We start from the raw sequence: 12,787 nt of genomic DNA on the forward strand, positions 1-12,787 counted from the left end.
TGTCGCTTCGCTCAGGCGAAGGTCTTGGCGAAAGCGTCGATCTCTGCCTTCAGCTTGGCGCGCAGATCGTCCGACAGCGCCTTTTCCTTGCGAATGGCGTCGAGAACGTCCTTGCCCGCCGCACGCATGTGGCTGAGCAGGCCATGCTCGAACTTGCCGACCTGGTTGACCGGCAGCTTGTCGAGATAGCCGTTGACGCCGGCGAAGATCACCGCGACCTGCTCTTCCGTCTTCAGCGGCGAGAACTGCGGCTGCTTCAGGAGTTCGGTCAGGCGCGATCCGCGGTTGAGCAGGCGCTGCGTGGCGGCGTCGAGATCCGAGCCGAACTGCGCGAAGGCCGCCATTTCGCGGTACTGCGCGAGCTCGCCCTTGATCGAGCCGGCAACCTGCTTCATCGCCTTGATCTGCGCCGAGGAACCGACGCGCGACACCGACAGACCGACGTTGACGGCCGGACGGATGCCCTGGAAGAACAGGTTGGTTTCGAGGAAGATCTGGCCGTCGGTGATCGAGATCACGTTGGTCGGGATGTAGGCCGACACGTCGTTGGCCTGCGTTTCGATGACTGGCAGCGCCGTCAGCGAGCCATTGCCCAGATCGTCATTGAGCTTGGCGGCGCGCTCGAGCAGGCGCGAGTGCAGATAGAAGACGTCGCCCGGATAGGCTTCGCGGCCCGGCGGGCGGCGCAGGAGCAGCGACATCTGGCGATAGGCGACGGCCTGCTTCGACAGATCGTCGTAGCTGATCAGCGCATGCATGCCATTGTCGCGGAAATACTCGCCCATGGTGCAGCCGGCGAACGGCGCCAGGAACTGCATCGGCGCCGGATCGGAAGCGGTGGCGGCGACGATGATCGAATATTCGAGCGCGCCGCGCTCTTCCAGCACCTTGACGAACTGCGCGACGGTCGAGCGCTTCTGGCCGACGGCGACATAGACGCAGTAGAGCTTTTCCTTCTCGGGGCCGTTGTCGTGCACCGACTTCTGGTTGAGCATCGTGTCGAGGATGATGGCGGTCTTGCCGGTCTGACGGTCGCCGATGACCAGCTCGCGCTGGCCACGGCCGACCGGGATCAGCGCATCGATGGCCTTGAGGCCGGTCGACATCGGCTCATGCACCGACTTGCGCGGGATGATACCGGGCGCCTTGACGTCGACGCGCTTGCGTTCGGTCGCCTTGATCGGGCCCTTGCCGTCGATCGGATTGCCGAGCGCGTCGACGACGCGGCCGAGCAGGCCCGGACCGACCGGAACGTCGACGATGGCGCCGGTGCGCTTGACGGTGTCGCCTTCCTTGATGTCGCGGTCGGCGCCGAAGATGACGACGCCGACATTGTCGGCTTCGAGGTTGAGCGCCATGCCGCGGATGCCGCCGGGGAATTCGACCATCTCGCCGGCCTGGACATTGTCGAGGCCGTAGACGCGGGCGATACCGTCACCGACGGACAGCACCTGTCCAACTTCGGAGACCTCGGCCTCCTTGCCGAAATTCTTGATCTGGTCTTTCAGAATTGCGGAAATTTCCGCGGCGCGGATGTCCATCAGCCGACCTCTTTCAGTGCAAGCTTGAGCGAATTGAGTTTGGTTTTGAGCGACGTATCGATCTGGCGCGAGCCCATCTTGACCACCAGCCCGCCGAGCAGCGACGGATCGACGGTGACGGAAATGGCCACGTCCTTGCCGGCAACACTTTTCAGCGCCGCCTTGAGTTCGGTCTGCTGGGCAGCCGTCAGCTCATGAGCCGACGTCACTTCAGCAGCGGTCTCGCCACGATGCTCGGCGGCGATCTGGCGGAACGCCTTGATCATGCCGGGCACGGCGAAGAGCCGGCGATTGCGGGCGACGACGCGCAGGAAATTACCGGTGAGGCCGGTGATCCCAGCCTTGTCGGCGATCGCCGCGATGGCCTTGGCCTGCTCCTCGCTGGAGAACACCGGGCTGTTGATCAGCCGGGTCAGGTCGGAACTGCCAGCCAGCATCGCCTCGAAACTGTTGAGGTCGGACTCGACCTTGGCCACGGAATTTGCCTGCAGGGCGAGTTCGAACAGCGAACCCGCGTAGCGTTCTGCGACACCTGAGATTGGCGATGACGATTGGGCCACGGACCGTCTTTTCTCTTGTCTGACAGGCCGCAGATTGTTGGCGCGAGCAAAAACTCTGGCTAAATCTTTGACCTTACTGCATTTTTTCAAGCACGGAGGCGCGGCTTCCGCTATCCCCGGCCGAAAGTCGATTGCCGTCTAGCACAGGCATTTTAAGACCGCAATGCGTCGTTCCGCATGCTTTTCAGGCACTATTGTCGCATCCGGCGAAAGAGTCTCGCCTCGCGCCACGGAATAGCTAGCGATTCAAGGCACAAAGCCGAAGGCAAAGGCAAGCGGCAACGCCGCCAGGACCAATTCCACCACAATGGAAACCCAATTGAAAGGTGTATTGGCGCCATCCGACATCATCGACAGCAGCCGGCCGAAGGCCGTGAACAGCCAGGAGAAGCCGAGCGCCATGTAAACCAGCGGCTGCGCCAAGAGGATGCAGCACAGGCCGACGCCGAGATAGAAGCCCGACATCCGGCCACGCCCCTCGGCGATCGCCGCCGCTTTCTCCGGCTTCGCCTGCAGGCGCAGGATGCGGAAGGCCAGGCTGGGTGCCAGGAAAAACAGAAGGCCGAGCAGCACGGTGAAGACTGCGCTCGACCAGGCCAGCCATTCGCCCTGGCTCGTCGGCCATGGAAGCGCAAAGTCCATTGTGTCCCCTCGAAATGCCTGTTTTGAAATTCCGGGCATTCTAGCCGAGGAAAAGCGCCGCGCCAGATGGCATCAGGCACTTTCAAAGCAATGCCAGGAAAAGTGTGAAACGGTTCTCCCGGGAAAAACGCGCAGCGTTTTCCCTAAGGAATTGCGTCAAAATCAAAAGAGAGCGCGTCAACCGAGCGCGAATTCCACCGCCGCCTCGGCATGGATGCGTGTCGTGTCGAATACCGGAATGTCGAAATCGTCCTGTCCGATCAGCATGGTGATCTCGGTGCAGCCCATGATGATGCTGTCGGCGGCCTCGTCGCGGCGCAGGCGTTCGGCCTCTTCGATATAAGCCGCCTTCGAGGCTTCGGTGACGATGCCTTGGCAGAGCTCCTCATAGATGACGCGATGCACCATGTCGCGCCCGGCCGTATCGGGCACCACTGGCGAGAGGCCGTATTTGTCGGCAAGCCGGCCCTTGTAGAAATCCTGCTCCATGGTGAAGCGCGTCGCCAGCAGCGCCGGGCGCTGCATGCCGGTGCGCTTGATCGCCGCCGCCGTGGCGTCAGCGATATGGATCAAGGGGATCGACACCGCCGCCTGCACCTGGTCAGCCAGTCTGTGCATGGTGTTGGTGCACAGAACCAGACCCTCCGCGCCGCCCGCCTCCAGCTTGCGCGCGGCATCAATCAGAAGCACGCCGGCGCCGTCCCAATCGCCATGATGCTGCCGCTCGGCGATCTCGGCGAAGTCGAACGACCAGAGCAGCAGCTTCGCCGAATGCAGCCCGCCAAGGCGATCGCGCACGATCTCGTTGAGCAGGCGATAGTAGATGGCGGTCGATTCCCAGCTCATGCCGCCGAGCAAGCCAAGGGTTTTCATGTGATCTTCCGTTTCTCGCTGGCCAGCAGCCTATCGCCGATATGGCGACCTTACAAAAAGCTCTGCGGGTCGATGTCGACCTGCACCCGGACCGAGCCGCGCTGCTTCGGCCCATTGGCCAGCATGGTGCGGATAAATCCTTGCATGTCGGCGCGCCGTTCGCCCTGGATCAGCAGGCGGAACCTATGGCGACCGCCGAGTAGGGAGAGCGGCGCTTCCGCCGGCCCCAGCACGAACAGGTCCGACGCCTCGGGCGCAGCGCGGCGCAGGCCGCGTGCATGCCCTTCCGCTTCCGCTCGCGTCACCGCGCTGACGATGACGCCGGCCAACCGGCCGAAGGGCGGCAGGGCCGCCCGCTCCCGCTCGGCGATCTCGCGCTCGTAAAAAGCCTCGGCATCGCCCGAGACGATCGCCCGCATCACCGGATGGTCGGGCTGGAAAGTCTGCAGCAGGCCGAGGCTCTTCTTGCCGGTGCGGCCGGCGCGGCCGGTCACCTGGCTGAGCAGCTGGAAGGTGCGCTCGGCGGCGCGCGGATCGCCATTGGCAAGACCGAGATCGGCATCGACGACGCCGACCAGCGTCATGTTGGGAAAATTGTGGCCCTTGGCCACGAGCTGCGTGCCGATGACGATATCGGCCTCGCCATCGGCGATCGCTTCCAGTTCCAGCCGCAGCCGCCGCACCCCGCCCATCAGGTCGGACGACAAGACGATGGTGCGCGCATCGGGGAAATGCGTGACGACCTCCTCGGCGATGCGCTCGACACCCGGGCCGCAGGCGACCAGATGGTCGAGCGTACCGCATTCCGGGCAGGCTTCGGGGCGGCGCTCATTGTGCCCGCAATGATGGCAGACCAGTTGGCCTCGAAAGCGATGCTCGACCAGCCAGGCCGAACAGACCGGGCAGCCGAAACGGTGGCCGCAGACGCGGCACAGCGTCAGCGGCGCATAGCCGCGCCGGTTGAGGAACAGGAGCGACTGTTCCTTCTTCTCCAGCGTCTTGCGCATATGGTCGATCAGCACCGGAGACAGGAAGCCGCCACGCGCCGGTGGCGCGCGCCGCAAGTCGATCGACTTCAGCTGCGGCAGCGCCGCCTCGGCGAAGCGGGCGGAAAGGATGGCCCTGTTGTACTTGCCTTGGCTCGCATTGACGCGGCTCTCGACCGAAGGCGTCGCCGACGCCAGCACCACCGGAAAGCCGCCAATATGGCCGCGCACCACCGCCATGTCGCGCGCATTGTAGAAGACACGGTCCTCCTGCTTGTAGGCAGGGTCGTGCTCTTCGTCGACGACGATCAGGCCAAGCTCCTTGAACGGCAGGAACAGCGCCGAGCGCGCGCCGGCAACGACGCGCACCGTGCCTTCCGCCACCTGCCGCCAGACTTTTTCGCGCATCCTGGGCGGCAGGTCGGAATGCCATTCGCCCGGCTTGGCGCCGAAGCGCTGCTGGAAGCGTTCGAGGAAAGCGTGGGTCAGCGCAATTTCCGGCAAAAGGATCAGCACCTGCTTGCCCTGGTCGAGCGCCGCCGCCACCGCCTCGAAATAGACCTCCGTCTTGCCAGACCCGGTGACGCCGTCGAGCAGCGCGACGTTGAAGGCGCCGGCCGCGACATTGGCGCGCAGCATCGATGCGGCGTCGCTCTGGTCCGGCATCAATTCCGGCACGGCATAGCTCGGATCAGGTGCTGCCACGACCGGGCGCGGCGGGATCATCACCGTCTCGAACACGCCTTGCGCCTTCAGCCCCTCGATCACCGTCGACGACACACCGGCCGCATGCGCGAGGCCCGACCGCGTCCAGGCCAGCCCGCCTTCGGCCGTTTCCAGCACGCGCGCCCGCGCATCCGTCATCCGGTCGGGAACGATAAGCGTGCGCTGCAATCCCTCGATCCAGGGCTCCGGGTCAAAGGCCTCCGGCGCTCTGAGCAGCATGCGCGCCACCATGCCCGGCGCCGACAGCGTGTATTGCGCCACCCAGTCGACGAAACGGCGCATCGAACGGTCGATCGGCGGGCAGTCGAAGACCTGTTCGATCGGGCGCAGTTTTTTCGCGTCGACAGTCTCGACCGCGCCATCCCAGACGATGCCGGTAACCTGGCGCGGCCCGAGCGGCACGCGCACGATCGACCCTGGCACGACGCGCATGCCGGCCGGCACGGCATAGGTGTAGGGGCGTTCGGCAGGCATCGGCACCAGCACCGGTGCGGCTGCGACAAAGGGCGAATCTTCGATCATGAGGCGTGACCTTGCCCCGACTTTGGTCTAGATCAAAGAGCAACGCTGAACGTGCCTTCCCAGGCACGACGAAATCGTCAGGAGACCCGCCATGAAATTTTTTGTCGACACCGCCGACATCAAGGATATCCGTGAGCTGAACGATCTGGGGCTGCTCGACGGCGTCACCACCAATCCGTCGCTGATTCTCAAATCCGGCGGCAAGATCGCCGACGTCACCAAGCAGATCTGCGATATCGTCGCCGGCCCGGTCTCGGCCGAAGTCGTGGCGACCGAATACAAGGACATGATGGCGGAGGCCGAGGTGCTGGCCAAGATCGCGCCCAATGTCTGCATCAAGGTGCCGCTGACGCTGGACGGCCTGAAGGCCTGCAAGACGATCCGCACCCAGATGAACCGCATGGTCAACGTCACGCTGTGCTTCTCGGCGAATCAGGCGCTGCTCGCCGCCAAGGCCGGCGCCTCGTTCATCTCGCCCTTCGTCGGCCGCATCGACGACACCGGCTCGGACGGGATGGAGCTGATCCAGGAGATCCGCCAGATCTACGACAATTACGACTTCCAGACCGAGATCCTGACCGCATCGGTGCGCACGGTGAACCACGTCAAGCAGGCGGCCCTGATCGGCGCCGACGTCATCACCGCGCCGCCGGCGACGCTGAAGGCGCTGGTCAAGCACCCGCTGACCGACAAGGGCCTGGAACAGTTCCTCGCAGATTGGGCCAAGACCGGCCAGAAGATCGGCTGAGATCGCACTGCTTCAATGAGAAAAGGCCGGGCGACCGGCGTTTTTTATTACGCGTCGCAAGAAGCCCGATCGCCGAAAGGACCGCCGATCATTCCGTGCCGTCGTCGTCGGCCGCGGCTGCCTGCGGGCGCCGGCCCATGATGATTTCGCGCTTGCCGACATGGTTGGGCGCGCCGACCAGACCTTCCTTCTCCATGCGCTCGACCAGGGAGGCGGCGCGGTTGTAGCCAATGCCGAGCCGGCGCTGAGTGTAGGACGTCGAACACTTCTTGTCGCGCACCACCACCTTGACCGCTTCGTCATAGCTGGAATCGCCGTCCTCGGCCGCGACCGATCCCTTGTCGAAGACCGCGCCCTGGTCGTCCTCGACCTCTTCCTCGTCCTCGTCGGCGGTCACGGTCTCCAGATATTCCGGGCGGCCCTGCGCCTTCAGATGCGCCACGACATGCTCGACCTCCGCGTCGGAGACGAATGGGCCGTGCACGCGTGATATCCGCCCGCCCCCCATCATGTGCAGCATGTCGCCCTGGCCGAGCAGCTGCTCGGCGCCCTGCTCGCCCAGGATGGTGCGGCTGTCGATCTTGGAGGTGACCTGGAAGGAAATTCGGGTCGGGAAGTTGGCCTTGATCGTGCCGGTGATGACATCGACCGAGGGGCGCTGCGTTGCCATGATCAGATGGATGCCGGCCGCGCGCGCCATCTGCGCCAGGCGCTGGATGGCGCCTTCGATCTCCTTGCCGGCGACCATCATCAGGTCGGCCATCTCGTCGACGATGACGACGATGTAAGGCATCGGCGCAAGATCGATTTCCTGCTGCTCGAACAGCGGCTCGCCGGTGCCCTTTTCGAAGCCGGTCTGCACCGTCATGACGACCGCCTCGCCCTTGTCGCGGGCTTGGGCGGCGCGCTCGTTGTAGCCGTCGATGTTGCGCACGCCGAGCCGTGCCATCTTGCGATAGCGGTCCTCCATCTCGCGCACCGCCCATTTGAGTGCGGTGACGGCCTTCTTGGGATCGGTGACGACGGGCGTCAGAAGATGCGGGATGCCATCATAGACGGAGAGTTCCAGCATCTTCGGATCGACCATGATCAGCCGGCATTCTTCCGGCTTCAGCCGGTAGAGCAGCGACAGGATCATGGTGTTGATGGCGACAGACTTGCCGGAACCGGTGGTGCCGGCGACGAGCAGATGCGGCATCTTCGCCAGTTCGGCGATGACGGGCTCGCCGCCGATCGTCTTGCCGAGGCAAAGCGCCAGCTTGCAGCTGGTCTTGCGGAAGCCCTGCGATTCGATCAGTTCGCGGAAATAGACGGTCTCTCGCGTCTCGTTCGGCAGCTCGATGCCGATGACGTTGCGGCCGGGCACGACGGCGACGCGCGCCGAAATCGCCGACATGGAGCGGGCGATATCATCGGCAAGACCGATGACGCGGGACGATTTGACGCCCGGCGCCGGCTCGAACTCATAGAGAGTGACGACCGGACCTGGGCGAACGTGGATGATCTCGCCGCGCACGCCGAAATCCTCGAGCACGCTCTCCAGGAGATCGGCATTCTGCTCGAGCCGCTCCTGCGACATATAGAAACCCTGCCCTTCCGGCGGCTGCTGCAGCAGCTCTTCCGAGGGAAGTTCGTACGCCTCGCCTGTCGTGGCCGGCACGATCTTGCCGGCCAAAGGCAGCGGCGACGAGGGGCGCGCGGCCGGAACCTGTACGGTCTCCTCGGCGCCTTGTGCGATTTGCACCGGAGCGGCATCACCCGCGACGGCAGGGGCTGCGACCCGCGCCTGGGCTCGCTTCGGCACACCACCCGCCGCCGGCTGAACCGCCGCTTCGTTGGAGTTGGCCGGCCGGACATCCGGCAAAGCGGCAGGGGCTTGCTGGCCTGGAAGCCAGTCGATGACGCGGAACGACGCGGTCGGGTCGGCCGAGGGCGCGGCGCGGACATCGATCCGACCGGCGGCAACTGGCGCGGCGGCGCGCGGGACCGGGACGGCTCGCGACGTCTGCGACGAACCTTCGATCATGTAGGGCGCCATGAGCTCGAAGAAGACGTGATCCGACAGATAGGGCCAGCGGACGGTTTCACGGCCAGTCGTCTTGACCGGCGCCACCGTTCCCTGGGCAGACGCGGCCGGTGCGGGTGCCCGTACCGGCGCTGCGGTCCTCGGACCGGCCGTCACAACCGTCCGCGCCTTTTCGTTGGCATGCCTTGGCGGAACGGAGGCCGGTGATCTTTCATGCATCACGGCTTTGTTGCCGGCGGGCGGCCGGGCGGCTTCCAGAGCGGCGTTCCGGCTTTTCATCGCCGCCGGCAATGACGGGGACGAGACCCCTGACGACGGCGCAGCCGCGGCAGGCTGTGCGACGGCTTGCCGCGCCGGCGGCGCCGGCGGTTCGCCTTGCTCGGAGGTGATCTGGCGCGGATGGCGCGGATTGGCTTCGTAGTCCGGCGTGCGGGTAAACCGCACATTGGGCGCCAGGAAGAAATACTCCTGCCAGGCGGGGCTTTCGTTGCCGACGAGATCGACAGGTGGCGGGAAATTGCCGCCCGTGGTCGCGCCGGGCGGCTGGCTTTCCACCTTGCCGCTCATGCCGCTGAAACGCTTTCCCTCGGGGTCATCGGGCGAAGCTGACTTCAATGAATTGACCCGAGGAAAACGCTTGGATTCCATTCTCAAGACTCACTCTGAAACGTCAGCTGAGCAATAGGGAGCGAGTGGTTAACAGTTGCTTCCCGTGAGCGCTTTTGGAGCGGCCGAAATGTATCTTTCGCGGCGATGGCGCACGAGCCGGATTCGAGCCGATGATCGTCACCCCACGATCGTCCACTCATGCACATGCTTCGAGTTAAAAAGAGAACCCTCGGCCATCGCGAAGCGAGCCGTGCACCAGGATCGAGGCAGCGTTTTCCCTGAAAAGAAGGTGGCGCTAGCTGGCCGCCTTCCCGTGCCGGACCAGATCCTGGGCGATGGACAGCTGCAGCGCCTCGGCCAGTTCGCGCGCGGCGCGGTTCTCGGCATCGATCTGCGCCCTGTACGAGGCAAATTCCTGGCGCGGCCTGTCGAATGAAGAGGTAATCGAGCGCTTGCCGACGGTGATCACTGCGCCGCTTTTCGCATCGGTCAGCGTATAGTTGGCGGTCAGCGTCACCGAGCCGGCGGTCGGCTCGTCCTCATCGGTGCCGACCTGCACGAGGGCCGAGGATTCAACAGCTTCGGTCACGCTGAGAGTAAGCGAATAGAGCGGCGACGCCGGTTCGCCGGCACCCCGCCCGAAGCCGAAGATCAGATTGTTGCGCACCTGCTGGGCATAACGCGTCCTGACCGGCTTGATGGCGATCGACGCCAGCTCGGCATTGGCGCTCGCGCCCGTCGACAACGGCGCGTTGGAATAGAGCGGGTGCACCGTGCAGGCCGAAACCAGCGCCAGCGAGCCGACAAGCGCCACGCGGCGCAGCAGACGGCTCAGCTCTGTCTTTTCCCGATCAGGCAACGACATTGACGATCCTCTGCGGCACGATGATCACCTTGCGCGGAGCCTTACCTTCGAGTGCTTTCTGCACGAAGTCGAGAGCCAGTACCGCTTTTTCGACCGCACCTTGGTCCGCGTCGCGAGCAATTGTCAAATCCCCCCGCTTCTTGCCGTTGACCTGCACTGGATAGGTCACTTCGTTGTCGACGACCAGCGCCGGGTCGAAGACCGGCCATGGCCGTTCGGCGACCAGATCGGTGCCGCCGAGCGTCTCCCAGCACTCTTCGGCCAGATGCGGCATGACAGGCGCGATCAGATGCACCAGGATCTCCACCGCCTCGCGGCAGGCGCCCTGCAGTGCCGGATCGGCCTTGCCTTCCGCTACCTGGTTGAGCGGCGTTGTCAGCACATTGGCCAGTTCATAGATGCGGGCGATGGCACGGTTGAAGCCGAGCTTCTCGATGTCCTCGCCGACCGCCTTCAGGATCTTGTGCGCGGCTTTGGAGACCGCTGCAGCCTCGCCGGAATTGGCCGCCACGGGCTCGACGCCTGCCAGCGTTTCGGCTGCCGTAGACACCAGGCGCCAGATGCGCTGCATGAAGCGATGCGCGCCGGCGGCGCCATCGTCGGTCCACTCGACGTCGCCCTCGGGCGGCGAATCCGACAGCATGAGCCAGCGCGCGGTGTCGGCGCCGTAGCCGTCGGTGATGTCTTCCGGGCTGACCGTGTTCTTCTTCGACTTCGACATCTTTTCGAGCGAGCCGATCGCCGCCTCTTCGCCGGTGGCGATCTCGATGGCGCGGCGCTTGCCTTCGGCATCCTCGATCCTGACCTCAGCCGGCGACAGCCAGCGGCCATTGTTCGAGGCGCCACCGACGCGGTAGGTCTCGTGCACCACCATGCCTTGCGTGAACAGGCCCTTGAACGGCTCGGCAAGGTCGAGATGCCCGGTCGCGCGCATGGCGCGGGTGAAGAAGCGCGAATAGAGCAGGTGCAGGATCGCGTGCTCGATGCCGCCAATATACTGGTCGACCGCCAGCCAGTCGTCGGCGGCCTTGGGCTCGGTCGGCTCATTGGCCCAGGGCGCGGTGAAGCGGGCAAAATACCAGGACGAATCGACGAACGTGTCCATCGTGTCGGTCTCGCGCCGCGCATCCCTGCCGCATTGCGGGCACTTCACATGCCGCCAGGTCGGATGCCGGTCGAGCGGGTTGCCCGGCCGGTCGAAATCGACATCGTCGGGCAGCTTGACCGGCAGGTCGGCCTTCGGCACCGGCACCACGCCGCAATCCTCGCAATGGATCATCGGGATCGGGCAGCCCCAGTAGCGCTGACGCGAAATGCCCCAGTCGCGCAGGCGGAAATTCACCTTGCGCTCGGCCATAGGCCGGTTGCCGATCGTCTTCTGCTCCAGCAGCTTCGCCACTTCGTCGAAGGCGCGGTCCGGCGTCATGCCGTCGAGGAAGCGCGAATTGATCATCACGCCGTCGTCGACATACGCTTCTTCCGTGATCTGGAACGACTTCGCATCGCCGCCCTCCGGCATCACCACCGGGATCACCGGCAAGCCGTATTTGTTGGCGAAGTCGAGGTCGCGCTGGTCGCCGGACGGGCAGCCGAATATGGCGCCGGTGCCGTATTCCATCAGCACGAAATTGGCGACGTAGACAGGCAGCGTCCAGCTGTCGTCGAAGGGATGGACGACACGGATGCCGGTGTCGAAGCCCTTCTTCTCGGCCGTCTCTAGTGCGGCCACCGAAGTGCCCATATGGCGGACTTCGTCGATGAACTTCGCCAGCGCCGGATTGGTCTCGGCGGCCTTCTTGGCCAGCGGATGATCGGCGGCGACAGCCATGAAGGAGGCGCCGAAAATGGTATCGGGCCGCGTCGTGTAGACTTCCAGCTCATGTTCGCCGGCAACGTCAGAGGCCAGAGGCCAGCGGATCAGCAGGCCTTCCGAACGGCCGATCCAGTTCTGCTGCATCAGCTTCACTTTTTCGGGCCATTCGTCGAGGCCTTCGAGCGAATCCAGCAGGTCCTGCGCAAAGTCGGTGATCTTGAAGAACCACTGCGTCAGCTCGCGCTGTTCGACCAGCGCGCCGGAGCGCCAGCCGCGACCGTCGATGACCTGCTCGTTGGCGAGCACGGTCATGTCCTCCGGGTCCCAGTTGACCTTCGAGGATTTGCGCGTCACCAGCCCCTTCTCGACGAAATCGAGGAACAGCATCTGCTGGCGGTGGTAGTAGTCGACGTCGCAGGTCGCGAATTCGCGCGCCCAGTCCAGCGACAGGCCCATGACCTTGAGCTGCTCGCGCATGGTGGCGATGTTCTGGTAGGTCCATTCCTTGGGATGGACCTTGTTCTGCATCGCCGCGTTCTCGGCCGGCATGCCGAAAGCGTCCCAGCCCATCGGGTGCAGCACATTGAAACCCTTGGCCCGCTTGTAGCGCGCCACCACGTCGCCCATCGTGTAGTTGCGGGTGTGGCCGATGTGGATCTTCCCCGACGGATAGGGGAACATCTCGAGCACGTAGTATTTCGGGCGCGGATCGTCATTGTGCGCTTCGAACAGCTTCTTTTCGGCCCAGGCCTTCTGCCATTTGGGTTCTGACGCGCGCGGATTGTATCGTTCGGTTGCCATGGGACGTTTTTCACTTAAAAGCAGGCGCGAACCGCGGGCGACTGGCCCGGCGGTCCAAGGAATGTGGTCCGGGTG

Annotated in this window: 9 protein-coding genes; 1 reads left to right on the forward strand and 8 read right to left on the reverse strand. The window is 64.5% G+C overall.

Annotated elements, in window-relative coordinates; genetic code table 11:
• Positions 1-11: 11 nt before the first annotated feature.
• The 5 genes from atpA to AB4Z43_RS27510 all read right to left on the reverse strand — a co-directional run bounded on the left by atpA (position 12) and on the right by AB4Z43_RS27510 (position 5,850).
• Positions 12-1,541, reverse strand: coding sequence for a F0F1 ATP synthase subunit alpha (gene atpA / locus AB4Z43_RS27490; protein WP_019861845.1), 1,530 nt, complete (start codon positions 1,539-1,541; stop codon positions 12-14).
• Positions 1,541-2,101 (reverse strand): F0F1 ATP synthase subunit delta, encoded by a 561-nt coding sequence (locus tag AB4Z43_RS27495; protein ID WP_064981313.1) that lies wholly within the window; start codon positions 2,099-2,101, stop codon positions 1,541-1,543. Before AB4Z43_RS27495 ends, atpA begins: the two co-directional genes overlap by 1 nt.
• Positions 2,102-2,347: 246 nt before the next feature.
• Positions 2,348-2,743, reverse strand: a complete 396-nt coding sequence (locus tag AB4Z43_RS27500) for an AGROH133_08824 family phage infection protein (protein ID WP_064981315.1) — start codon at positions 2,741-2,743, stop codon at positions 2,348-2,350.
• A gap of 177 nt (positions 2,744-2,920) precedes the next feature.
• Positions 2,921-3,616 carry an aspartate/glutamate racemase family protein gene (locus AB4Z43_RS27505; RefSeq protein WP_064981316.1) on the reverse strand — a complete coding sequence of 232 codons (696 nt, stop codon included), beginning with the start codon at positions 3,614-3,616 and terminating at the stop codon, positions 2,921-2,923.
• A 50-nt stretch (positions 3,617-3,666) separates the two neighbouring features.
• Positions 3,667-5,850: a primosomal protein N' gene (locus AB4Z43_RS27510; protein ID WP_441939760.1), complete on the reverse strand. Its 2,184-nt coding sequence runs from the start codon at positions 5,848-5,850 to the stop codon at positions 3,667-3,669.
• Positions 5,851-5,941: 91 nt separating this feature from the next.
• Between AB4Z43_RS27510 and fsa the strand changes: the two genes are divergently transcribed.
• Positions 5,942-6,598: a fructose-6-phosphate aldolase gene (fsa, locus tag AB4Z43_RS27515; RefSeq protein WP_019861850.1), complete on the forward strand. Its 657-nt coding sequence runs from the start codon at positions 5,942-5,944 to the stop codon at positions 6,596-6,598.
• Positions 6,599-6,686: 88 nt separating this feature from the next.
• Here fsa and AB4Z43_RS27520 read toward each other — a convergent pair whose 3' ends face one another.
• The 3 genes from AB4Z43_RS27520 to leuS all read right to left on the reverse strand — a co-directional run bounded on the left by AB4Z43_RS27520 (position 6,687) and on the right by leuS (position 12,712).
• Positions 6,687-9,272 carry a DNA translocase FtsK gene (locus tag AB4Z43_RS27520; protein WP_441939762.1) on the reverse strand — a complete coding sequence of 862 codons (2,586 nt, stop codon included), beginning with the start codon at positions 9,270-9,272 and terminating at the stop codon, positions 6,687-6,689.
• A gap of 256 nt (positions 9,273-9,528) precedes the next feature.
• Positions 9,529-10,098, reverse strand: a complete 570-nt coding sequence (gene lptE / locus AB4Z43_RS27525) for an LPS assembly lipoprotein LptE (RefSeq protein ID WP_441939764.1) — start codon at positions 10,096-10,098, stop codon at positions 9,529-9,531.
• Positions 10,085-12,712 (reverse strand): leucine--tRNA ligase, encoded by a 2,628-nt coding sequence (leuS, locus tag AB4Z43_RS27530; protein ID WP_038650359.1) that lies wholly within the window; start codon positions 12,710-12,712, stop codon positions 10,085-10,087. The genes lptE and leuS overlap by 14 nt, the downstream gene beginning before the upstream one ends.
• Positions 12,713-12,787: the final 75 nt, after the last annotated feature.

The organism is Mesorhizobium sp. 2RAF45 (genome assembly GCF_052115225.1).
In the GTDB taxonomy this organism is placed as follows: Bacteria; Pseudomonadota; Alphaproteobacteria; order Rhizobiales; family Rhizobiaceae; genus Mesorhizobium; species Mesorhizobium jarvisii.